General features: G+C 36.2%; 19 protein-coding genes. 12 read left to right on the top strand and 7 right to left on the bottom strand.

From position 1 onward, the window contains the following. Positions 1-74: 74 nt before the first annotated feature. Both IPK14_26855 and IPK14_26850 read right to left on the bottom strand, forming a co-directional pair. Positions 75-1,223: a VCBS repeat-containing protein gene (locus tag IPK14_26855; GenBank protein MBK7996859.1), complete on the bottom strand. Its 1,149-nt coding sequence runs from the start codon at positions 1,221-1,223 to the stop codon at positions 75-77. A gap of 332 nt (positions 1,224-1,555) precedes the next feature. Continuing rightward, on the bottom strand, positions 1,556-4,639 hold the full coding sequence (locus IPK14_26850) for a hypothetical protein (protein ID MBK7996858.1): 3,084 nt from the start codon (positions 4,637-4,639) through the stop codon (positions 1,556-1,558). A 509-nt stretch (positions 4,640-5,148) separates the two neighbouring features. Here IPK14_26850 and IPK14_26845 point away from each other — a divergent pair. The 6 genes from IPK14_26845 (at position 5,149) to IPK14_26820 (ending at position 13,385) form a co-directional block, all read left to right on the top strand. Beyond that, positions 5,149-6,921, top strand: coding sequence for a hypothetical protein (locus tag IPK14_26845; GenBank protein MBK7996857.1), 1,773 nt, complete (start codon positions 5,149-5,151; stop codon positions 6,919-6,921). A 68-nt stretch (positions 6,922-6,989) separates the two neighbouring features. Then, on the top strand, positions 6,990-9,182 hold the full coding sequence (locus IPK14_26840) for a hypothetical protein (protein ID MBK7996856.1): 2,193 nt from the start codon (positions 6,990-6,992) through the stop codon (positions 9,180-9,182). Positions 9,183-9,194: 12 nt separating this feature from the next. Continuing rightward, positions 9,195-9,803, top strand: coding sequence for a uracil-DNA glycosylase (locus IPK14_26835; protein ID MBK7996855.1), 609 nt, complete (start codon positions 9,195-9,197; stop codon positions 9,801-9,803). After that, positions 9,800-11,077, top strand: a complete 1,278-nt coding sequence (locus tag IPK14_26830) for a SpoIIE family protein phosphatase (GenBank protein MBK7996854.1) — start codon at positions 9,800-9,802, stop codon at positions 11,075-11,077. The genes IPK14_26835 and IPK14_26830 overlap by 4 nt, the downstream gene beginning before the upstream one ends. A 117-nt stretch (positions 11,078-11,194) precedes the next feature. After that, positions 11,195-12,367 carry a DUF4115 domain-containing protein gene (locus IPK14_26825; GenBank protein MBK7996853.1) on the top strand — a complete coding sequence of 391 codons (1,173 nt, stop codon included), beginning with the start codon at positions 11,195-11,197 and terminating at the stop codon, positions 12,365-12,367. A 22-nt stretch (positions 12,368-12,389) separates the two neighbouring features. After that, entirely contained in the window at positions 12,390-13,385 is a 996-nt protein-coding gene (locus IPK14_26820; GenBank protein MBK7996852.1) for a GHMP kinase, read from the top strand. A 3-nt stretch (positions 13,386-13,388) separates the two neighbouring features. Here the strand turns inward: IPK14_26820 and IPK14_26815 are convergent, their stop codons facing one another. Further along, the gene (locus tag IPK14_26815) at positions 13,389-14,411 is read right to left on the bottom strand and encodes a hypothetical protein (protein MBK7996851.1); all 1,023 of its coding nucleotides are present in this window, start codon (positions 14,409-14,411) and stop codon (positions 13,389-13,391) included. A gap of 163 nt (positions 14,412-14,574) precedes the next feature. Beyond that, complete coding sequence (purE, locus tag IPK14_26810) at positions 14,575-15,057, bottom strand: 5-(carboxyamino)imidazole ribonucleotide mutase (GenBank protein MBK7996850.1); 483 nt, start codon at positions 15,055-15,057, stop codon at positions 14,575-14,577. Between the two features lie 185 nt (positions 15,058-15,242). Here purE and IPK14_26805 point away from each other — a divergent pair, with 185 nt between their 5' ends. From IPK14_26805 to IPK14_26790, 4 genes are read left to right on the top strand one after another with little or no spacing between them, the layout of a single operon-like run. Further along, a complete protein-coding gene (locus tag IPK14_26805; protein ID MBK7996849.1) occupies positions 15,243-15,617 on the top strand; it encodes a hypothetical protein in 375 nt (124 codons plus the stop codon). A 39-nt stretch (positions 15,618-15,656) separates the two neighbouring features. Continuing rightward, a complete protein-coding gene (locus IPK14_26800; GenBank protein MBK7996848.1) occupies positions 15,657-17,099 on the top strand; it encodes an aminotransferase class V-fold PLP-dependent enzyme in 1,443 nt (480 codons plus the stop codon). Between the two features lie 5 nt (positions 17,100-17,104). Continuing rightward, on the top strand, positions 17,105-17,584 hold the full coding sequence (locus IPK14_26795; protein MBK7996847.1) for a hypothetical protein: 480 nt from the start codon (positions 17,105-17,107) through the stop codon (positions 17,582-17,584). Positions 17,585-17,591: 7 nt separating this feature from the next. Then, complete coding sequence (locus IPK14_26790) at positions 17,592-18,266, top strand: TIGR04283 family arsenosugar biosynthesis glycosyltransferase (GenBank protein MBK7996846.1); 675 nt, start codon at positions 17,592-17,594, stop codon at positions 18,264-18,266. A 65-nt stretch (positions 18,267-18,331) separates the two neighbouring features. Here IPK14_26790 and IPK14_26785 read toward each other — a convergent pair whose 3' ends face one another. From IPK14_26785 to IPK14_26775, 3 genes are read right to left on the bottom strand one after another with little or no spacing between them, the layout of a single operon-like run. After that, positions 18,332-18,661: a hypothetical protein gene (locus IPK14_26785; protein MBK7996845.1), complete on the bottom strand. Its 330-nt coding sequence runs from the start codon at positions 18,659-18,661 to the stop codon at positions 18,332-18,334. Between the two features lie 59 nt (positions 18,662-18,720). After that, complete coding sequence (locus IPK14_26780) at positions 18,721-20,256, bottom strand: DUF1549 domain-containing protein (protein MBK7996844.1); 1,536 nt, start codon at positions 20,254-20,256, stop codon at positions 18,721-18,723. Between the two features lie 14 nt (positions 20,257-20,270). After that, positions 20,271-21,653 carry a DUF1501 domain-containing protein gene (locus tag IPK14_26775; protein ID MBK7996843.1) on the bottom strand — a complete coding sequence of 461 codons (1,383 nt, stop codon included), beginning with the start codon at positions 21,651-21,653 and terminating at the stop codon, positions 20,271-20,273. Positions 21,654-21,982: 329 nt separating this feature from the next. Here IPK14_26775 and IPK14_26770 point away from each other — a divergent pair, with 329 nt between their 5' ends. Both IPK14_26770 and IPK14_26765 read left to right on the top strand, forming a co-directional pair. Continuing rightward, a complete protein-coding gene (locus tag IPK14_26770) occupies positions 21,983-22,633 on the top strand; it encodes a sigma-70 family RNA polymerase sigma factor (GenBank protein ID MBK7996842.1) in 651 nt (216 codons plus the stop codon). Between the two features lie 239 nt (positions 22,634-22,872). Continuing rightward, complete coding sequence (locus IPK14_26765) at positions 22,873-23,595, top strand: energy transducer TonB (protein ID MBK7996841.1); 723 nt, start codon at positions 22,873-22,875, stop codon at positions 23,593-23,595. The last annotated feature ends 269 nt before the right edge of the window (positions 23,596-23,864 follow it).

Here is a 23,864-nt window from a genome sequence, read left to right as displayed (position 1 = left end):
AGAGGTACAGCTTGGACAATCATTTTCATCAAATAATGTGGATACTTGAAGAGTAATTACATTAGGTTGAATAGCTAAAACGTTGTAGCCGTCTTGTTTAGCAATAGCAATACCATCTCGGCCATATGCATTCTAAAATTACCACTAGTTATTAATGCTGCACCGCCGTCAACATCCATTGCTAAAGGAGCAGAAAAGTTACGACCTTTTTCATTTAAGAGTACAGAAACTTGGCTACTATCTTGGCTAATAACAGCTAAATCGGCTAAATCATCCCCATTAAAAGTACCAGAAACTAGCCCTTTGACTCCTTGACCAGCAGCAAAGCTTTTTGGTTTAGCAAAACCTTTTTCTAAACGATTGTTCCAAACCATTACCCTATCAGGAGTAGAAATTGCAAGGTCTGGGAAATGATCACCGTTTAGGTCTGTAGTTAACATACCTGTAACAGTATTACTATTTTCCAAACGACGTTCCCGACCAAAGTTACCTTTTCCATCACCATAAGTAATAGAAACACCTGAATTGCTAGCAATAGCTAAATCCAAGAAATAGTCATTATTAAAATCAGCTATTTTAACATCAGCTAAACGACCTAAATCTTTTGGAGTAATAACTTTAGCTTCAGCTTTTTCTAAATCTCCATTACCACGAAAATAACGAAGGTTACTATTAGCTTCATCTAATAAAATAACATCATCAATACCATCATGGTCAATGTCTGCAACAGCTAAAGCAGAAAGACTGCCACCTACATTAACAACTGGCCCTGTGGTAAAGGCTCCTTGTCCATTGCCATAGAGCAGCGAAAAAGTCCCTGCTTCGGCATTGGCAGTAATAACATCTTGGAAACCATCTAGGTTAAAATCGCCAAATGCCATTGCTTTTGGTAAATCGTTACCCATTGGAAAGCTAGTGGCTAAAGAATCTAAACCATTAGAATTGCCTAAGCGTACACGTAATTCATTTCCTCTATTAGTAGAATAGGTAGAAAGTAAATCTGGTGTACCATCATTATTAATATCAAACCTTGCTAATGTAAGTGCTTGACCAAGACTTTCTGGACTAGCGTTTAAGGCTTCTGGTAGGTCTGCTGCATCTTCAAATTGAAGATCTTTATGTCTACCACTTACATGCAAAGTAATCCTAGCCGGGCTAGTTTTTGAAGCATCTGCTGATGCGCCCGCCGCACTAACCTTTCCTTTGTTGGGCGTCAGGAGCAAAAAAGATACTCCGACAAAAAAGCAGGCTAGGGTTAATGCAATAACCCAAAATTTTCGCTTGCTCCTCATTTATTCTCCTCCTCGTTTTATAGTAACTGCGCTTTATTACTACAGTTACCAAAACAAAATTTAACTAATTTAACTTCTTGATAAATTTACAACTTTTTACAACTTTTTGCCTGCATACTGCTAAGTTACAAGTTTATGAAAATGCTGCTGCAAATGTCAAATTTAACCCTCTTACTATCTTTGGAAAGTAGTGGGTAGTGACGCTATCCCATTGGGATTAGTAACAATTAACATTACTGGTACACCTTGAGGAATGGCTTGTGTTAAGGTGATCCTGCCTGGAGTACTAGAAGTCCTCTTTTAACTACAAATCTTGTACCTGTATTGTTAAGCGTAGTAGCAAAAGTTTCTCGGCTACTTCCATTAACTATAGTTAATGTAGCACCAGTAGCAATATTTGAATTAGAAACTAGGAAAGTCAATTTTCCTTGCTTAAATGTTGGCCCAAGTAATATTGGTCTTATTCCAACTGCAAAATTGTTGTCTGAGGCATCCATTCCAATATTTCCTACCCCATCACGAGCAAGAACTTGAACTCTAGCAAGCCCTGTATTTAAGCCCATTGGAACACTCCAAACAAAACTATTAGCTGTACCAGATAAACCTGTAGTAATTACTAAATTAAAAGTACTTCCTCCATCTGTTGAAAGGAAAATATCATGTGAAATTACTGCTACATCATCCATTGAAGTCCATTGAATATTGAATGTATCACCTGCGGTAGCTAATTCTCCCCCGTTAGGACTAGTTACTCTTACAACTGGTGCTGCTTGATCTGCAATCATAAAGCTAGCACTAACGCTGTTATTAGCTTCATTAGTTTCTGTAATTAGATTTTGTGGGTCAGCAATCGCCCCAATAAATACTTGTCCTGGGTTAACATTATCTGGAATAGAGAAACTAGCACTTAAAGTAAGTGTATCACCTGCATTAGTTGGATTGCTGGTAAGGGATGTTAATAGTGGATCTGTAGCGGTAATGGTTGGATCTGTAGAAAATCTAATTTCTACTGCTACTCCTTGAGTTGGTAAACTTCCCCGATTAGCTAATTGTAAATTAGCCATTACCATAGTACCTGCTCCACCTCGATTAGGAGTTAAAGTTAAGTTTGTTAAACTAATATCTACCAAACCACCAACAGAAATTGTTCCTGTAGCAGTGTTGTTCATTTCATTTGATTCTATAACTGTGTTTCGAGCATCAACAATCACACCTACAGTAAAGCTTCCTGGCAAAGTAGCATTTGGTATAGTCGTATCAATAGAAAATCTACTTACATCACCAGGTCTAAGCATTGCTACCTGTTCCATTCTAAGTAAGCTATCATCTGCATTACCAAAAATAGGATCTGAAGATAATCTAATTTCTGTAACATTTGCCGCAGCATTATCACTACCTTGATTAGATATAGTAAATTCCACTCTTAAGCTATTTCCAGGATTAGCACTAGTGGGTGTAACTCTAAAACCACTAATTACTAAATCTGGCATAGAGTTAACAGTTATCATAGTGTTAGCTGTATTATTAGTTTCGTCCGATTCTGTTACAGCCACACCAGCATCAGCAATTATTCCAATAAAAAATTGTCCTGACATTAAGGTCATTGGAATAGTTACCATTTGTGTAAATGGTTGTGTAGCTTGTGGGCTAAGAACAGGTGCTGTTACAGAGGCTAAAACTGTATCTTGAGCATTTATAGTGTTATCTGTGGATAAAACTATATCTTGGCGAGTAGTACCAGCAGTTGCAGATCCTTGATTAGCTAAAGTAAATGCCACTTGAACCATACCACCAGCATTAACCGTTGTAGGGGTAACTACTAGCATTCTAACTACTAAATCTGGCTGACCTCCACCTAATTGAAAAACAGCAGAAAATTCTGAAGTATTACCCATAGAATCTATTGTAGTTGCACTTACTACAATGTTTGGGCTAGAAGTAAAAGTAGCTGTAAACATTCCTTGTGCATTAGGAGTAGGTGAAGCAACAAAGGTTTGACCCTCTCCAAAACCTGTAGGGTCGCTACCTGGAACAGGTAAAGCATTAGTAAATATTTCTACTCTAGCAGTCATAGGATTAGCAACATCAACTGTACCTGTAACAATAATTGAATTTCCATTATTAACAACGGACGTAATTTGTGGAAAATTTATTAATGTGTTAGGGCCATTATCTACATCATTATCGTCATTTGCTGTTGGCCCGTTATTACCCAAATCTATACCTAAACCAACATTACTAAAAATAGAGTTACGAGTAATAGTATTTCTATTTACTCCATTTCCAGTTATCGTTTGTCCAACAGTAACACCATTACGAGAATTAAAAGCAACAACATTAGCTGGGCCTACAGTATTAATGCTTGCGTTATCAGCAAACATTACACCTGATAACGCATTCCCCCGAGCAGCATTATTACTAAGCACCCCAATAAAATTTCCTGCAACAGTGTTATTGTTTGTACCACTACCCAAAAAATTTATTCCATTACCTAGATTACCACCAATAATGTTAGCTGTGTCTGAAGTGTTCATGCCAATCATATTAGCTTTAGCACCTCCAGCAACCATAATCCCATCACCTAAATTAGGCAGTTGATTACGGCTAGTATTAGAATCTAACCCTATAATATTTCCTGCAACCAAGTTATTATCTGAACCTATTCCATTAATTATAATACCTGTAGCAATATTACCGGAAATAATATTACCTGTAGCTAAAGTTCCTCCAATTATACTTCCATTTGAAGCAGCTAAAATGCTGATACCATTTAGATTACCTGCTGCAATGGCTCCTGTTTCATCTGTTCCAATAAAACAATTATTGACTGTAGTAGAACGACTAGCAGCAATAACAGAAATTCCACTGCCTCCAAAAAAATTACGAATATTTATAGATTTTACTGTACAAGAGCTAGCACCTATTCTTAAACCATCTGTCATACTAGGTGCCAAACTACCATCCAGAACTATTTCCGGGCCTGATGGATTAGTATTTTCCACAGCAGTTTGTGTTGTGCCATCAATACTAGTTGTGGCTTGCGTAATTGTTGGGAGTGCTGTATTTACCCTAATAACAAAAACTGTTCCATTAAAGCCTGGGTCTGTTTTTGGAATGTTAAATTGTATCATTGTGCCAGCAGTTTGATTGGCAATTGCAATTGCTGCTCTAAGTGAACCTTCTCCACTATCTGCCGTGTTTGTCACTTGTACAGGAGCTAAAGGTATTATTTGTGTTTCACTAAATGTTTTTTGATTTGCCGTAACTGTTGTGTAACTAGAGTTTAAGAAAGCTAACGAAATAGCTAACGAAAAAATAGCTATTAAAATAAATAACTTGGTCTTCATTGTTTTCACTCCTAAAAGTTTTTAAGTTACCCAAAGCAAATACCAAGTTGGCTACTTTGTAGTCAGTTTTATTGTTAAATCTTATTTTAGCCAGATATTTTATTATAAGGTTAGGGACTTTAGACGTAAGAAAGCATTTTCCGTGCCAATATAAGAAAGGAAAAAAGTAGATACAGTATATAGAGCCAACTATTTAATTTTCAATAAAATAAACTTAGTTGATACTTTTTATTGCTAAAAGTTTTATTGCTTAAATTTAAGAGAATTTGTCTACTTTATATACAAACAAATGTATACATTCTAACATAATAAAATTTAATGCTATTGTTTATCTTTAACTTTTAAGAAACATTAAAAGCCTAGTTGACACCTTTAGCGAGCGAAAGTTATATTCATTTTTTAGAAATATTTCAAGCGAAAATTTCAGAAAAAGCATAAAGAAAATTTGTCTAGCAAAACTATAAATTTTTTAGTTTTACTAAACAAACTGAAAACACAAAGGTAAGTTTATGAAAAAGCTATTTTTAACGGTATTTTTAATGTTATTGTTTCTTAACACCTCTTTAGCACAAGAAATAAATGAAACAGAATTTTTTCCTTTATCAGAAGTAAAACCTGGCTTAAAAGGTGTGGGACGCACTATCTTTGCTGGAGATAAAACAGAAGAATTTGAAGTAGAAATACTAGGCAAATATCCAAGCATTGTTGCCCATCCTAGTCGCTCGGTCATCATTATGCGGCTTAAAAGCCCACAAACAGACCGTAGCGGCGTTTTTTCAGGTATGAGTGGAAGCCCAGTATTTATTAATGGAAAACTTCTTGGAGCAATTGCTTATAGTTTTCCGCTCTCAAAAGAGCCTATTGGAGCAATTACCCCTATTCAAGATATGTTATCTGTTTTTTCAAATGCTGAACAAAGCGTTGAAGAACGTTATGATGCTGGCATGTCATTTCAAGAGCTTGTAGCAGCAAGCGTAAATCCCAATTTTAATATCAATAACAACTTTAATACTGCAAATAGCTTTAGTTTTACTCAACCTAAAATGGCTTTAACTCCTCTTCCAATAGATACCCAAGCTATTTTATCCGTCCCAGCTTTAACCCCATTTTTAGGGCAAAATTTGATGCCAATTGCTACACCTTTAGCCGTTAGTGGTATTGACCCAACAGCATTTCAATATTTCGCAAGAGGCGACTTAAGCGCGGCTGCTTTTGGTACAGTCACCTGGCGCGATAAAGATAAAATATATGCTTTTGGACATCCTTTTTTTGCTCCCGGCGGAATTGGTGGTAGCACATTACCTATGTCAGAATCTAGTGTAGTTACAATTGTTCCAAGCATTTCAAATTCTTTTAAGCTAGGTGTTAGCGAAAAACTAGTTGGTGCTATGGTTCAAGACCGCGCTACAGGAATTTATGGCCGATTAGGTGTTGAAGCTAAGTTAGTACCCTTAAAAGTAAATATCACCACTAGCCGAGGAAAAAAACAGACTTACAAAATGGAAATTGCCTCAGATCCTTTTCTAACACCTCTTTTGGTACAGTTTTCTACATTAAACTCTATTGTAGCCACTGAACGAAGTTTAGGGGATTTAACTATTAATTTAGAGGGAAAAATTAAACTAAAGGATCAACCACAAATTAGCTTTGGTAATAGTTTTTCTGCGGCTAGCTCTTATTTTTCAGCAATACTTTATGCTGGCTATCCAATTTCAACCCTTTATAGTAGTGGTTTTCCTGTAGATGTAGAAGAAATTGAAATAGATATTAAATCTAATGACCGTCGTGCTAGTGGGTCTTTGCTACGTGTTTCTCTTGATAAAACAGAAGTTAAAAGAGGAGAAAAAGTTTTAGTACAAGCTTTTGCTCGCAACCAAAAGGGAGAAACCTATATAGAAAAAATCCCTGTCACCATTCCAATGGATGCTCCTTTGGGCAAGTTAAATTTAACTATAGGTGATGGAACTGCAATGGCCGTTTTAGAACAACGCACTTTAATCAATGCTAACCCAAAAGATCTAGCCGCTTTAGTTAAGGCTATTAGCAATTTACCAAGAAACGACCGGCTATATGTTAAGCTTTATTATCCTGACACAGGCGCAATTATCAATAACCAAGCAATGCCTAGTCTTCCGCCTTCAATGATGGCTACTTTAGACTCTGATCGTTCAACTGGCGGCTATCTGGCTTTACCTGTTGCAAATGTTCTTACTCAAGAAGTTCCTCCAGCTAGTTTTCTAATTGGTGGTCAACAAACAATTACTATTAAAGTGGTGCAATAAAAGAAATATTAAACAATTAAAAATATTAAAACTCTTATGCTAAAAGCTTAAGCAGAAAGGAATTTATCTTGAAAACAATAAAAATAATAGGCTGTGTTTTAAGTTTATTATTAACAACTAACTTAGCCCTAGCTTTAGGAGGGGTAGCTTTTTGGGAAGTTGATAAACTAACAGATATTCAAAAAGGTGATCTACAAGGTGTCTCAATTTCTGATGATGGGTTAATAAGCCTTTCGCCTGCATTTAGCGAGATTTTTAACACCGAACAACCTTTTATTTTTGCAACTGCCACTGACATATCAGGAAATATTTATCTTGGTACAGGTCATGACGGACGAGTTTATAAAGTAGATAAAGGCGGCAAAGGCTCAGTCTTTTTTGATTCCTCAGAACTAGATATCACCGCCCTAACAACTGACAAACTTGGCAATCTTTACGTCGGTACTTCACCAGATGGAAAAGTCTATAGCATTAACCCTGATGGCAAGGTTAAAGAGTTTTTTGACCCTGAAGATAAATATATTTGGTCTCTTGCTTTTGATAAAAACGGGGATCTTTTTGTAGGTACAGGAGATAAAGGAGTTATTTACAAAGTAGACTCTCAAGGTAAAAATAGTGTTTTTGCTAAAACTAATGAAAAGCATATTATTTGTCTTACTCCTGATAGAGATGGTAACTTGCTAGCTGGAACTGATGGAAATGGTCTAGTTTTAAGATTTGCCCCTACTGGAAAAATGTTTGCTCTTTTTGATAGCCCTTTACAAGAAATTCATCAACTAGCACAAGCACCCGATGGAACTATTTATGCGTTAGCTATTAGCGGTCAAAACCCTGATAAATCCAGTACTGCTAGCACTACAACAAACAATGATACTGCTGGTGAAACTGTTACAGTCACAATTTCAGCCGCTACTGATGATGACATAATAGTAGCAGATAGCTCTAGCACAACTACTACCACAACAACTACTACTCAAAGCCGTAGCACTGATACAAGTGGCTCTAAAGCTGTTCTTTATCAAATTACTCCTGATGGTGGAAATGATGTAATTTGGACAACTAAAGATACTACAGCACTTAGTTTGGCTATAAAAAATGATGGTCAAGTTTTAGTAGGAACAACACAAAAAGGGCGAATTTATTCTATTGACCCAAAAACTAAAAAATCTACCTTGCTAGTCCAATCATCTGAAGAACAAACTAGCTCGCTTATCTCTAGTCAAAACAATATTTATGTAGCATCAAGTAATAGTGGTAAGTTATTTCGCTTAGGGTCAGATACAGCTAAAGAAGGTTTTTATACTTCTCCAATTCATGACACTAAGTTAACAGCTAGCTGGGGGCAAATCTCCTGGCGGAGTAATGGAAATGTAGAATTGCAAACTCGAAGCGGTAATACTACTATACCAGATAATACTTGGAGCGACTGGTCAAGTCCCTATCAAGGAACTGAAGGAAAACCAATTTCTAGCCCTGCGGCTAGATTTATTCAATGGAAAGCAAAACTTCTTCCTAATGGCTCATTAACAGGTGTAAAAGTCGCCTATTTACCAAGAAATGTTGCTCCTGAAGTTACTAAAATTAGTATTTTACCTGCCGGTGTAGCACTACAAGATATTCCTCAGCAACCAATAGACCCAGGCATTATTTCAGCAGGACTTGATCCAACTAGCTTTGGTCTGCCAATTAATATCCAACCTCGTAAAGTATTCCAAAAAGGGGCGCGGTCAATTCAATGGGAAGCTCAAGACCGTAATAGTGATAGCTTAACTTATTCTCTTTACTATAAAACTACTAATGAATCTGATTGGCATTTACTAGCAACTGACCTAAAAAATAATTACTACACATTAGATGCTGATTCCTTAGCTGATGGTAAATATAGCTTTCGTGTTTTAGCTAGTGATAGCCCAAGTAATTCTTCAGATCGAGCATTAAAAGGTGAGTTAATAAGCGACACAATTGACATAGACAATATTCCGCCTCAAGTCTCTGTCTCCCAACCTAAAATTAATGGTCGTCAAATAGAAGTTACTTTTTCTGTTACAGATAATTTAAGTATTTTGCGTCGTGCTGAATACAGTTTAGATGGAGGCAGTTGGCAAGTAATATTTCCTGAAGATGGAATAGCTGATTCACGTAAAGAAAATTTTGTAGTAAAAGTAGAGCTTTTCCAACCTGGCGAGCATATAATCACCTTACGTTGTTATGATGAAAGTGCTAACTCAGGAGGAAATAAAGTTTCTTTTAAGATTAAGTAGGAGTTAAGTTTAATGGTCAGTTTAGAAACAGCTTTTTTTCAATTATCAAAAGAAGCTGCTGCTTGTAGTCTATGTACTAGACTACAAGATCGGACTGCCGTATTAAGTGAGCTTAATGGGACACTACAACCAAAAGTAATGTTTATTGCTGAAGCACCTGGTCAACGTGGAGCAGATCGTACTAGGATTCCATTAGTAGGTGATATGTCGGGACGTAATTTTGATCTATTTCTTACAGCTACTAATTTAACTCGTCAGGATATATTTATTACTAATGCTGTAATGTGTAACCCACGCAAAGGCGATTGTAATGTACGCCCTAGCAGTCAGGAAATTAAGAATTGCCAGCCGTTTTTGTTACGTCAAATTAATCTTCTTCAACCTCCGATAATAGCTACTTTAGGCACAGTAGCCTTAAGCGCGTTAAAAGCTATTGAAACACATAAACTTTCATTAAATGATGTAGGCAAAGCATTTGACTGGTATGGACGCAAATTAGTTCCCCTGTATCATCCTAGCCCGCACGTTGTAAATGGTAGACGACGTAAAGAACAGCAACTTATTGATTACAAGACAATTGCTCAAGTTTTAAGTGAGCTAAAATCTATTGAGGTTTTATGACCGCAAAAGTATCAACTAAACGCCAACAATTACCGGCAGAAACTAAACTAAAATTAATGATGGATCTAACCCGTAAGATTAGCTCTTGCTTGGATTTAGACCAAATTCTTGACCATATAATTGATATGGTACGATCCTTTATCGATTATGATGCAGCAGGTATTTATATTATTGAATGTGTTAGCAAACAAAAACGTGTTGTTGCTCATACCATCCGAGGTTATCACGATGTTAAAACAGATGTTTGTGTTTATATGAAAGTTGGGGATGGGATTGTAGGTTGGGTTATAAAAACTGGCAATGGTGCTGTTGTGCCTGATGTTAGCTCTGATAAACGCTACTTACCAGGTCGTAGAACTACTAAATCAGAAATTGTTGCACCAATTAGAGTTAATGGAAGAATTATAGGAGCTTTTAATTTAGAGTCTGATCATTTAGGTGCTTATACTAAATATGATTTAGAGATGTTAATGTTTTTTGCTAATGAAGCAGCTATTTCAATTGAAAAAGCACGTCTACACGAAGCCTTACTTGCAAAACAACGCCTAGAAGCAGAACTTGCTATTGCTAGACAAGTTCAACAAACCTTACTTCCAACCAATGACCCTGTTTTAGGTCATTATGAAATCGCTGGTCTTAACCAACCTACAGCAGAAGTTGGAGGAGATTATTTTGATTTTATTAAAATAAGTGAAGACCGTTTAGGTATAGTTATTGCTGATGTTTCTGGTAAAGGTGTACCAGCAGCCTTAATTATGGCATCTTTTCGAGCTAGCCTAAGGGCCCAGCTTTGTAGCGAATGCTCTTTATCAAAAACCTTCTACCAAATGAATGAACTGCTTAGACAAAACAATTTCCTAGATCAATTTGTTACGGCTGTTTATTTGGATTTAGATCAAAGTAATCACACAGTATCTTACTTAAATGCTGGTCATAATCGACCTTTAATTTTACATTCTGATGGTAGTTATGAAACTTTAGCCGCTGCTGATCTCTTGCTAGGACTCTTTCCAATGCAGCAATATCAACAATATAGTCATCCAGTAAAATCAGGTGATATCATTCTACTTTATACTGATGGAATAACAGAAAGCACTCCAATAGAATCACTTGAAGAAGAATTTGGTATTGAACGATTAGTAGAAACAGTGAAAACTTATTCTTATTTAACAGCTAAAGAATTGACTAAAACTATTTATAAAACGGTTCGTGAATTTTCTGGCAATGTAATACAAAGTGATGACTGTACTATAATAGTAATTAAAGTATCTTAAGTAATTAAATAGTGTGAGATAAAAATTATTTTATCTCAATAATTATATGCTATTTTTGACTTTTGATATTTGAGCGAGTAAGATAAACCCAAAATTAAACTAGCAGGAGTTTTTGCAGTGGAAACTCTAGGGCAAGAATTTAAACGCAAAAGAGAAGAGCGAAAAGTTAGCTTAAAAGAAGTGGCTGAAGAAACCCGTGTTGGCGTGCGTTTTCTTCAAGCAATTGAAGCAGATGATTTTGCAGCACTACCTGGAGGCGTTTACACAAGATCTTTTATCCGCACATACGCCAAATATTTAGATTTAGATGAAGAAGACATCTTAGCTCGCTACCGTAAATATGAAGTTGTTGTTGAAGAACCTGCTGAACCAATGAAAAACTACAAAGAGTTTTCCAATGACTCAAACCCCATATCACTTTGGGTAGGTTTAATAGTTTTATTAGCTTTAATTGGTGGTGGCACTTATGGAATATTGCAATACTTAAATAAAAATAATTTTTATTCTCAAGTCAGCAATACACCTACACCAACAGTAGAACTACCTAGCCCTACCCCGGTAGTTAACACAACTCCAAGCCCAACTCCTACACCAACTATAGAAAAAGTGGTTTTGACCTTAAAAACCAGCAAAGGTGAATCTTGGGTTAGCGTTTTAACAGATGATGAAATTAAACCTAAAATTTTGATTGTACCTTCTAACTCCTCAAAAGATTTTGAGGCTAATGATAAATTAAAAGTAACTATTGGTAATTTACCTGTAGTACAATTAGAAATTAATGGACAACCAGCTAAACTTCCTAACAATGGTTTAACTGTAAAAGAAGCTGTTATTACTAAGGAAAACTATCAAACCTATATAGCTGCTGCTTTAACACCCGTTTCAAACATAACAACACCTAGACCAGGATCAACACCTGCTGTTGGTGGTACAACTAGTAACCCTACACCAGGTGCAAGCCCTGCGGCTACATCAGTTATAAGAACACCTAGACCTACTGTTACACCTGGAGCCGGTACAACAAACCCAAGCAACGCTACACCAAATGCGACTCCAGCAATAAAGAAACCTGTGGCTACACCAACAAGTGAAAATTCTAATGGTGTAAGTGCAACTCCAAAACCTAAACCACCTACACCAAAAGCAACATCAAATCCAATAGCAGGTGAATCACCAAAACCTAAACCAACATCTACAGCAGGAGCAACTCCAAATAAACCTGCTAATACTGCTACCGAAGATAAACCTAAACCTAAGCCAACAGCTAGTGAAGCACCAAAAGAAGACTAATAGAAATTGAAAGGATTTGTTTGTGATAATTGAATCATCTGCCCCAACACGTATTGATCTTGCTGGCGGTACAATAGACATTTGGCCGCTTTATTTATTTCATCCAAATGCTCAAACAGTTAATGTAGCAATAAGCCTAACTGCCAATTGCCAGTTAGTTAGCAGAAATGATGATATAGTCCAAATAATATCCAAAGATACTAATACACAGGTAGAAACTAGCTTAGATAAGCTGTTAGAAGCAAATGAATTAGAATTATTAGCTAGAATTATTGATTTCTTTAAGCCTCAAAGCGGTCTGACATTAACAACTGACTGCAACGCGCCAGCAGGCTCAGGGCTTGGAGGCTCATCAACCCTAGCAATTGCTGTTTGTGGTGCATTAAATCACTTTACAAAAAGAAATTATTCTCAAAAAGAACTCTTAACAATTGCTAAAAACTTAGAAACTCAAGTTATTCGTGTCCCTGCCGGAGTACAAGATTATTATCCTGCAATGTATGGGGCAGCTAATTCTATTCACTTAAATGTAGAAGATATTGTTTTAGAACCACTTACCATAGATTTAGCAAATTTAGAACAACATTTAGTTTTATGCTACACGGGCAAACCACATTTTAGCGGAACAAATAATTGGGAAATTACCAAGCTTCATATTGATGGAGATAAAAACATTTTTGGCCTTTTTGACCGTATTCGTGATATTACTGCTGAAATGCGCTCTGCTCTGCTTGATGGGGATATTAGCAAAGTAGCAGATTTATTAGATCAAGAATGGCAGACTCGGAAAGTGCTAGCTCCTGGTGTTACTACGGATACAATTGAGCATTTAATGAATGTAGCACATCAAAACGGCGCGTGGTCAGCAAAAGTCTGTGGTGCTGGTGGTGGTGGCTGTGTAACTTTCCTTGCTCCAGCAGATAAAAAGATGGCTGTCAGTAAAGCTTTAACAAATGCTGGTGGTCAAGTGCTGGATTTTCACTTGGCAAATAGAGGTTTACAAGTTATTGAAAAATAATTACTAATCTAAATCAGTATCTGTTCTAAAACAAAAATAATAGGAAATGTAAGCCGAAATTAAGTAAAGGACTAAATTAAAAAATCCAAAACTTTCTTTTAAGGTGACATAAGCAGCAGAAAGTTCTAAATGACCAAGCGTTTGTCCACCATTAAAGCCATTTTGTTGAGCAGTAACTACGGCTGTTGCTACTAACTGGCCTAAAAAAGACGCTAAAATAGCAAAAATTCCAGCAATAGCTCCATAAGTATTTTCATAGCATTTCCCATATCTACGTACTGTGTCACCTACTAAATAGCCTATTGGTAGAGCAACAAAAGGAGATTTAATTGATGTAGCTAAAGCAACTATCCCCCAAAGACCTGCACATACAAAAGAAATACCTAAGCCTGAACCAATTAAACCTACTAAACTTTGCTGAGAGCGCATTTTTTTAGCATGATCTTCTAAAGAAACTCTTTTGACTTTAGGTTTTTCTCTAAAAGCTGCTGGTAAAGCTTCAGGTTGTAAAAATTTTTGTGGAGGGGCTTCACCTTGGAAAACAGTTCCTGTTGATGGTGGTTCTGGAGTGGGTTCTGGTGCTACATAATCACTTGGTAAATAAGAAGGTTGTTCAACAGACTGGCTTTCTGCATAAGCATTTGCTTGAGGTGAAAGCGTTTCAGGTGGCGGATAAATAGGGTTAGCCATTTGATTAGCATCATAGGCTGGGTTATTAGCATACTGAGCATTATCTACATATTGATTTGCCCACACATTATTTTCCGTTTGTGCAGCAACATCTTGCATATTAGTCTCTACTTGTATTGGGGGAGGTGGTGCTGTTTGTTGTTGGAGATTACTAGAAAAAGCCCCCCTTAAAGCAGGGGTACGAGCAGCATCAGACCAACTCCCACCACCATTTTTTCTTACTTTATCTGTTTTTTGAACTTTTCCTTCAATAACCCATTGTCTTAGAGTTATTAGGTCAATATCTGTAATTTCTCCTGCTAACAACACTTGCCATAGTTCATTGTCAGTACTCATACTTAATATTTTACAAAAGCTATTTTGTTAGTTTTAACTTTTGTATACCCCTCCCAAGCTCAAAATAAAATAACTTTATAGTAATTGCTAAAAACCCTATGAATTAGGCAGGTTCAAAAATAACAGACTATAACCAAAATATCAACTTTGCTTAATTTTTTCTTTAAATCACAGTATTTTTTACTTCTTCAGCTACTTTATCTATATATTCTTCTAATTTATTAGCTAATACTTCATCTTTTATTGCTAATATTCTTATTGCCATCAAAGCAGCATTTTTAGCATTACCTATAGCCATTGTTGCAACAGGTACTCCAGCAGGCATTTGAACAATTGAAAGCAAAGAATCTATGCCTTTTAGCGTTCGAGACTCTACAGGTACTCCAATAACAGGTAAAGTGGTTAAAGATGCTGTCATTCCAGGTAAATGAGCCGCACCTCCAGCACCAGCAATAATTATTTCCAAACCTCGCAATTTTGCTGTAGTAGCATACTCAACCATAAGTTGAGGTGTACGATGTGCAGAAACTATTTTTATTTCATAACCAACAGCAAAATCTTCTAAAACTTTAGCTGCTTCCTGCATTGTTGTTAGATCTGATTTACTACCCATTATGATTCCAACCAAAATTTTTTCTTGTGACATAAATGATCCTTTTAAGCAACAATTAATAAAATTCTATATTTTTAATACATTAAATAAAATTCTAGTGTCTTTTGTTTAAGAATTTAGCTAATGAAGTGAGATGTGGTATTTTCCTAAATCTTAAAATCATAGTAATATAAAGAGCATCTTACCTAAAAACTATAGGGAGTGTTTTTTAAGAACATATGAAAAATAACGTTAAACCTCCAGTTAATAAAGCTCAAAATAATAGTAAACCTCAAGCTAAACCTGCTGTTTCACAAACAAACAGCAATTTTGAATACCGCATTGGCGATGAAATATCTTTTGCTGCACCACAAGGTATGTTTTACGGAACAATAGTTAAACTAATTCCTGATCCTGTTTCTCCTGCTGTAGAAGTAGAATTTGAGGATGGCAGAAAAGAAGTTAAAAAAGCAAAAGATCGAGCAATGAGAATCTTGCGTCGTGCTAGTGGTAAAAGCGAAATGGAAGAAAAACGCGGGCCCGGTAGCAAAATGCGTGATTATGATGTTGATGAAGTTCGACGTAGCGAACAACGTCGCGGCAATAAGCATTAAGATCCTAAGTATTTTTAAGGAGTAATTAAAACCTACCCTATGTCAAACAAAGACATTTCTCGTCTGGATAAGTTATCTTTGTCTTTAGAACCAACTAACGAGCAGATGCACAACCTGATTTCCCAATCAGCAGATTTAGTTATCAATTATCTATCTAACATACTAGAGCAAAAAGCCTCTAATATTCCTACTAACATAGATTCTGAACTTTCCGCTATTCGCCAACCAATTTCAGAAAATCCAATGGAGCTTGAGGAAATCCTTACACTCATAAAAGATCAAATTCTTAAATATTCTGTTAACACGGCTGGAGGAACATATCAGGCTTATATACCTGGTGGAGGAATATTTGCGGCGGCTGTAGCAGAGTTTATTGCAGCAGCAACTAATCGTTATGTAGGAGTTTGGGGAATTGCCCCTGCTGGTGTAGAAGCAGAAATGGTAGTTATTCGCTGGCTATGCAAAATAGTCAATTATCCAAATAAAGCTAAGGGTATTTTTACATCTGGCGGGTCAATGGCTAATTTTTCGGCGATTGTTACAGCCCGACGCGCACTTTTACCAGAAAATTTTCTTTCAGGAATGATTTACACTTCTGATCAAGTTCATCAATCTATACAAAAAGCAGCTTTAATGGCAGGTTTTCCACCTCAAAATGTTCGTATCATCGCTTCAGACAAAGAATTTCGATTAAATCCAGATAATTTACTAACAGCAATTCAACAAGATAAGGAAAGCGGATTAACTCCTTTCTTAATTGTTGGAAATGTTGGTACTACAAACACAGGAGCAGTTGATCCAATAGATAAATTAGTAGAAATTGCCCATAAAAATAACATCTGGCTACATATTGATGGGGCTTATGGAGGCTTTTTTATATTAACTGAGCGAGGAAAAGAGCTTTTTTCCGCCATTGAGCATGCAGATTCTATAACTTTAGACCCTCATAAAGGGTTATTCTTGCCTTATGGAACAGGTTGTTTACTAGTACGAGACGGTGAATTTCTTAAACGCGCTCATCAAGTGACGGCTAGCTATCTACAAGACTTAGATTTGGCAGAAGAAATCATAAATTTTAATGATTATTCTCCAGAATTAACTCGTAGTTTTCGAGGACTTCGCCTTTGGCTACCGCTTAAACTCTATGGCGAAGCAAGTTTTCGTGAATATTTAGACGAGAAACTAGATTTAGCCAGTTATATATGTGACGAATTAAGACAAATCCCTAATATTGAAATAGTTGCAGAAGCTCAACTCTCTGTTGTTGCCTTTCGCTACCTTCCAAAATCAGGTGATATTAACCAAATTAACCGCGAATTATTGTCTAAAATTAATGCTACACAAAAAACTTTTATCTCTAGCACTGTAATCAATGGTCAAGTAATCTTGCGTGTAGCAATACTTTGCTTTCGCACTCATTTAGAAGCCGTTCAAGCAACAATTCAAGCAATTAAAATAGCTATTTCTCAAATAGAAACTTAAATTTTATGCGGATTTCCTTTGATTTAGATAACACTTTAATTTGTAGCGACAAAAATTTGCCACATGAAAAAGATATCCTAGCTTTTTTATTCAAACTTTGGTTTCCAGAACGTCTAAGATTAGGTACAGTTGCTTTAATAAAGCAATTAATTGCTAACAATCATACAATTTGGCTTTATACTTCGTCTAATCGCTCAACTAAATACTTAAGATTTTGGTTTAATCTTTATGGAATTAAGCTAGAGGGAATAATTAATCAGGAAATTCATCAAAGAATGATTGAATGTGGGATGGCCCCTAAAGGAATTTCTAAATATCCTCCAGCTTTTGGAATAGATTTGCATATAGACGACTCTGAAGCAGTTAAAATAGAAGGCCAAAGACATAGATTTCATGTTGTTTTGGTTAAACCTGATGACAAAAATTGGACACAAGTTGTGTTAGATAAAGTCGATAACTTATCATCAAAAGTTGCTACATCTTAAAAAGCTTATGATTTCAATTATTATTCCTGTTTTTAATGAAGAAAAAATCTTAAAAGAGTTTTTAGATTCTCTTTTTAGTCAAACAGGTAGCTATGAAGTAATTATTGTTGATGGTGGTAGCACGGATAAAACTTTGGAAATAGCTATTTCTTACTCTAAAGCTCAAGTAATTAAAGCTAATAAAGGGCGTGGCTCACAAATGAATGCTGGAGCAAAGCTAGCTAAAGCAAATTGGCTACTTTTTTTACACGCTGACACTTTTTTAGCCCCAAATACAATCAATAAACTTTCTGAACTTGTAATTGGTCCCTCTTTTAAGGTTGCTTGTTTTTGGCATAAGTTTGATAGTCTTCATCCTTGGCTACAAATTGTTTCTTTAATACATAATTTGCGTTTTAGAGTTACAAAAACTATTTATGGTGATCAATGTTTATTTATTGAGCAAAAACTTTTTCAAGAATTAGGTGGATTTCGTGAAAATATTGTTATGGAAGATATTGAAATTAGCCAAAGAATTTTAAGTTTAACTACGCCTGTTTGCTTACCTTTATCAGCTATTACTAGCTCCCGAAAATTCTATAGCCTAGGAATTTATCGGTCTACTTTACGAGTCTTAAAACTAATGTATATTTATGGCCGCAAAGATGCGAAACAAGACTTATTTTTTTCTGATATTCGATAGAAATTAAAAAGGCAGCTTTTTTAGTAGCTGCCTTAAAAAACAAACAAGAATTTTAGGAGAAAATTCTAGTAGTTATAAAGAAAATCTAAGCGATTAAATAATGCCCATTGCAAATCTGAAATTGTTTCTGGCCCATTTTTGATTAATGGTTTTAAGCGATCTATTTCACCTTGGCTAGGTTGCCTGCCAATAGTTACAAGGTAAAGAAATGCTACAGCTTCTTCTGGACTAGCTTTACCATCTTGAAGAGTTTTTGCTAACTGTGTTGGTAGTCCATTAGGGTTATTGATTCGGTTAATTATTAACTCGCTATTAAATAAGTTAAAAGCTTGTGTAATTGAACCATTATTGTTACGAAAAACTGTATTTCTATCCCCTCGCCCAAAGTCCTGCAAAAACTTATAAACAACATATGGGTTATCAGACTGAGGTGGTAAACTACGAGATATAGTTGCTAGTAGTGGTTCTTCAACACCTGCAGAGCCATAGCAGAAGGAAAGCTTTGAGAAAAGCCCATTGCAGCATAAGCACCTGGGCGGAAAGTAGAATCAGACACAGAATCTAAAACCTCTTCTGCTTGAAGACGACGAACTAATTTACGAGCATAAAGACGGGCATATTCTTCTTTCCACTCACTTTCATCATAACGAGAAGAAAGAGCATAAGCTTGTGAATTAGCAATTAAGCGGACTAAAGCACGAAAATCATAACCGCTTTTTTGGAAAAATGTTGCTAGTTCATTTAATAAAACTGGGTGTGATGGCTGTAACTCCCAAGGTGCAGTAGGTGGATTATTAGGATCTAGGCGAGCTAAATCAAATTGATCTACTGGATCAACCAGGCCAACAGTAAAAAAATGTGCAAAAACTCGGTTAACAAAAGCTCTTGCAAACTGAGGATCTGAAGTAAGTAGCCGTGCTAGTGCTATTCTAGGTTCTTCATTTATGTTTGGTTTAGCACCTGTAAATAAATAACTTGGTTCAATAGTGCCACCAACACGAGGTGGACGCATACCCTCTCTTGTAGAGGCTATGTATTGACCACGAGGCTCATTGCTAATTCGGATTTGTTCATTTTGCGCACCAAAAATCCTAAAACTAGTTTGAGCAAAAAAAGCAGCTAGTCCCCAATATTCAGCACGTTTCTTGTTTGTAAAATATAAATTTACTTGCTCTAAATGACCTGCTCCGTCGTGACAAGAAACACAAACTGCTTGAGTACCAAGAAAAGTTCTTGAAACTTCAGCAGCAATTTCATCATAAGCATCTTGCGCAATTTCAGTTCCAAAAACAGGTCTTATTAAAAATCCGCCTGGCCCCTGGTCATAGTTGCCAGTAAAAGTTATTAAATCTGTAGCTACTTGGTTAAATGGTTTGTTGCTAGTTACAGAATCTCGTAAATAGCGATATTGAGCATTTCTATCACGTGCAGAAGCATCCATAGCTATAGCAAAATTACGTGTTAAATCCCCAAACCATTGTGTCCATCGGTCAACATATTTATCTGAGCCTATAAGCTCATCAATTAGCTTTGATTTTTTGTTTGAATCTTGATCTGCAACATATTTTAACAATCTTTCTGGGCTAGGTTGACGACCTGTTAGATCTAAAAAAATACGTCTGCAAAACTCCTCATCTGTTGCAAGTTCTGCTGGTGTTACACCTTTTAATGCAAGAGTAGCAAAAATTTCTTGATCAATAATATTGTTAGTTGGAAGTCTTCCAGGTTGTGCAGTTTTAGCAGCTAAGTCTTTATTACGTTTACTTTTTGGTAAACTAGCGGTTACTTCTCTGGTTTGTTTAGAAACTTCTGTCACTGTATCATACTTAGTAAATATCCCAGCATGAGGATCTTTAGACTGAGCATTAGCTTTCTTTAGGGCTACCCAAGGAGATTTAGTATTATTTCTTTTTGCTTGCGGGCTTGGTGTTGGAACTACAATTAATACTGCTACTATTACTACAAATAAAAAAAGTATTATTCGTTTCATTTTTTCTACTCCTCTTAAAATAACCCTGTGATTTCATAACTATCTTCATCACCTACCGCCGCAGGATCTGCATAGCGGTAGACTCTACCTGAAGGAGTGTTGGTTAAGGTTTTTGTCCAATCTATACCTAGTGTTGAATACATAGTTGTTACAATATCTGGTAGGTGTATAGGACGGTTTTTATTCCAGCCAAAATCAAGTACACCAGCACCACTATCATCAGTTGAGCCAATAATGCGACCTCCCTTTACACCTCCACCAGCAAAGAGAGCGGAAAAAGCATAAGGATAATGATCTCGACCTTTTGAGGTATTAAGTTGTCCAACTGTACGACCAAAATCACCTGTTACTACAATAAATGTTTCATCTAAAAGCGTTTTTCCATCTTGTCCAGGTGTGTTTGATAGATCGTCTAAGAGAGCAGACAACGCCATATCAAATTGACGACAAAGGGCAGGAAGGCTAAAGGGACGATCATCATAAATATTAATATGATTATCCCAACCATATTGATCTACTTCAATAAAGCGTGTACCTCGATTAGCCTTAAAAACATTTCTTGCCGCAGCTATTGAGACCCCAAAATAATTATTTCCATAGCGTCTTTTATCATCTTCTGAGACTACAAATGTAGGGGCTGTCATAGGATCACGCATCATTTTTTCTGCTTGATCTTGAAAGACAGAAAAACTTTGTCGGGAAGCATTTGTCTCACCATTATTTACATCATTAAGTAATTTTAAGGCTTCTCGGCGACGGTTAAAGGCTGAAAGTCCGTCTTGAGGAAGTAAATTAGTTATACCTTCGCCAGGATTATCTAAGATAAAAGGAGAGAAACTAGCACTAAGAAATCCATTATTGGTATAACCCCCTGTACCAAAGAACATAAATCCAGGAAAAATATCTGTATTAGAACGTTTAGCTTCCTGCTCTAAGGCTACAACCGCGCCAACGTGCGGGATCTCTGCTCTAAGGCCTGGGTTTAAGCGTCGGCCTGTTTCTACATAATACTCGGCTCTTTCATGTACTACTTCTGTATGTTGTAAGGAGCGAACTAAAGAAAACTTATTAGCTTGTTTTGCTAATTGTGGCATTACGCCTACGGGCCATAACTCATTAGCAGAATTTTTTCCCACTCCTAATTTATCAGGTGTCCAACTACCTACTTTTATATCAAAAGTATCAATATGGCTGGCACCTCCCCTAAGCATAATTAGCAAAGTATTTCGTGCTGATGATCTTGGAGTAACATTTGTGTTTATAATTGGGCGTTGTTTAGAAAGATTTTCTGCTTGAATTGGGTTTGCCCACCCAAAAAGCAAAGAACTTAGACCTAAACCGGCCCCTAATCTTAAAAATGCTCTACGTTCTAATAACCAGGGTTTCTTCCCGTACATAAAAAATTCTCCTTTTTACGGGTGCAATAAAAATATTCATAAAAAATTAAATTAATATAAGAGGTGTTACTGATAATAGCATTACAGATTAAAAATAGAAAAGGATTCACTAAAAATAAAAAATTTTTCCTAAAAATTCCAGAAAGTAGCGTTGACCTAATTGGAAGTTTTGTGTTATCTATTGTAAAACTTAAACTTAGCATCACAAAAATATTATCAAAAAGTTTTTCCGATTTTGGGAACTTTTCTAAAAAACCGGGGTCTAAGTTATCTGAAGCCAACCAACAAGTAGTAAAAATAATTTTTGTTAAATCTAGGGCCACTACCACATGATGAGAGCAAGTGAGTTAGTTGCAATTAACCAAGAATGTGAGCTTAATCTATCAGCTACTACTCAAGAAGTAATAGCGGCAGAGGATGAAAGCTTAATAGCGCGTATCCAGGCAGGTGAGCGTTATGCCTTTGAAGAATTGGTTAATAAATATAATACTAGCGTCTATAATTTAGCTCTTAGACTTTCTAATGATAGGGAAGATGCCCGTGATGCTACTCAAGATACTTTCTTAAAAGTTTACAACAATATTGGTCGGTTTCGTGGTGATGCACAACTGCGAACTTGGATCTATAGAATCACTGTTAATCAAGTAGCAAACCAACAACGTTGGTGGAGACGACGACGAAGAGAAAAAACTGTTTCTTTAGATATTAGTAGTCCAGAAGAAACTCCTCTTTCAGAAAAGTTAGCTGCAACAGGACAAAGCCCAGAACAACGGGCATTAGCAGCCGAACAGCGTAAAATGATTGTGACAGCTTTAGAAAAGTTAAAATTTGATTTTCGTGTTGCAGTAATTTTACGTGATATTGAAGGTTTAAGTTATGAAGAAATTTCTGAGACTTTAGAAGTTTCTGTTGGGACAATAAAATCCCGTATTGCTCGTGGTCGTGAAGAATTACGTGAGCTACTAAAGAGTTCTTTTTAGTTTTAGCAGTTTTGCACTAGATATTTGTATTAATAGAGAGTCTAAAGGTTTTAACTTGCCTGTTTTAGGCAAATAAACAACATTCACTACCTCTGACTCGCCAAATAGACCTGTTGTAACCGATGGGCCGAAGTTTGTGCAGAGTGTTAAAAGGACGTGCTACGTCGTAGGCCAGCAACACCCGCTCTGCTACAGACATTTCGCGGGTCAGAGAGTAGATGAATTTTTAGCGAGTAATTATGAACTGCTTATATTTGCGTCAAAACGCTTCTGCTTACTTAGATCATCAACTTCCTTCACAAGAAAACCAAGAGTTCTTGTTACATATGAACTCTTGTACAGATTGTTTTGATTATGTTGATGATATTAGGCATACAACCCAGTTATTAAAACAATTGGGTTCATCAATGCCTCCACCAGATTTAGCACCAAATATTATTGCCCAAATTAATGCTGCTCACATTTGTAAGCCAGCAAATCCTAGGTTTGGCAATTGGTTAGTCAATACTTTTTTCTATGCTCGTCCTCAATATGTGTCATATGCAACAGGCTTTTTAGTTACTTGTTTACTTTTTGCTACGGTAATGTATAGCTTTCAACCAGCTTTTATTAGAGAACTACAAGGCCATGTTAGTGTAATTTGGACACCAGGCGAGACTATTGATTTGCCGTTACCAGATGACTTTGACACATCTCCTAGCGTGCAATCCTCCAGAGCTTTATCAGACCTAGCCAAAGCACATGCTTTAGCACCAGAGCAAGATTTATTTTTAGTAGCAGATGTTTCTTCTAAAGGTCGAGCAGAACTAGTACAAATTGTTGATTCACCTAAGAATCAGCAATTAGAAAAGCGTGTTGTTAATGTGTTAAAGCGTACTTCCTTTAAGCCTGGAACTAAAGATGGTCGTCCTGTTAATTCACGTCTTTTCTTGCTTATCCAAACAATAGACGTTCGTGGCTAAAAATTTAGATTTGAGTTAGCAAATAAAGCAAGCTACTGGCTTGCTTTATTTGTTTTAAAGCTTATTTTTTGGCACATTTAAGCAAAGTTTGTCCAAAAATTTTAGTTGTGTTTTTTAAGTGATTAAAATATAAAAAGTAAACCTGCTAGGCTATAGACAGGTAAGAAAAAATTTATGCTAAAATCCCATATCTTTTTAGGAGTAAATTTTTATGAGTAGTTCAACTAGAGAACCTTCTGGTGGTGTAAAAATGCTAGTAGGAATGCTTT

Source organism: Blastocatellia bacterium, from assembly GCA_016713405.1.
GTDB lineage: Bacteria > Acidobacteriota > Blastocatellia > Chloracidobacteriales > JADJPF01 > JADJPF01.
This window is presented reverse-complemented; position numbering and strand designations above follow the sequence as displayed.

Coding starts and splice junctions, on each gene's coding strand:
- IPK14_26850 (MBK7996858.1), bottom strand. CDS start 4,639: ATGAAGACCAAGTTATTTATTTTAATAGCTATTTTTTCGTTAGCTATT.
- IPK14_26845 (MBK7996857.1), top strand. CDS start 5,149: ATGAAAAAGCTATTTTTAACGGTATTTTTAATGTTATTGTTTCTTAAC.
- IPK14_26835 (MBK7996855.1), top strand. CDS start 9,195: ATGGTCAGTTTAGAAACAGCTTTTTTTCAATTATCAAAAGAAGCTGCT.
- IPK14_26830 (MBK7996854.1), top strand. CDS start 9,800: ATGACCGCAAAAGTATCAACTAAACGCCAACAATTACCGGCAGAAACT.
- IPK14_26815 (MBK7996851.1), bottom strand. CDS start 14,411: ATGAGTACTGACAATGAACTATGGCAAGTGTTGTTAGCAGGAGAAATT.
- purE (MBK7996850.1), bottom strand. CDS start 15,057: ATGTCACAAGAAAAAATTTTGGTTGGAATCATAATGGGTAGTAAATCA.
- IPK14_26805 (MBK7996849.1), top strand. CDS start 15,243: ATGAAAAATAACGTTAAACCTCCAGTTAATAAAGCTCAAAATAATAGT.
- IPK14_26800 (MBK7996848.1), top strand. CDS start 15,657: ATGTCAAACAAAGACATTTCTCGTCTGGATAAGTTATCTTTGTCTTTA.
- IPK14_26795 (MBK7996847.1), top strand. CDS start 17,105: ATGCGGATTTCCTTTGATTTAGATAACACTTTAATTTGTAGCGACAAA.
- IPK14_26790 (MBK7996846.1), top strand. CDS start 17,592: ATGATTTCAATTATTATTCCTGTTTTTAATGAAGAAAAAATCTTAAAA.
- IPK14_26780 (MBK7996844.1), bottom strand. CDS start 20,256: ATGAAACGAATAATACTTTTTTTATTTGTAGTAATAGTAGCAGTATTA.
- IPK14_26775 (MBK7996843.1), bottom strand. CDS start 21,653: ATGTACGGGAAGAAACCCTGGTTATTAGAACGTAGAGCATTTTTAAGA.
- IPK14_26770 (MBK7996842.1), top strand. CDS start 21,983: ATGATGAGAGCAAGTGAGTTAGTTGCAATTAACCAAGAATGTGAGCTT.
- IPK14_26765 (MBK7996841.1), top strand. CDS start 22,873: ATGAACTGCTTATATTTGCGTCAAAACGCTTCTGCTTACTTAGATCAT.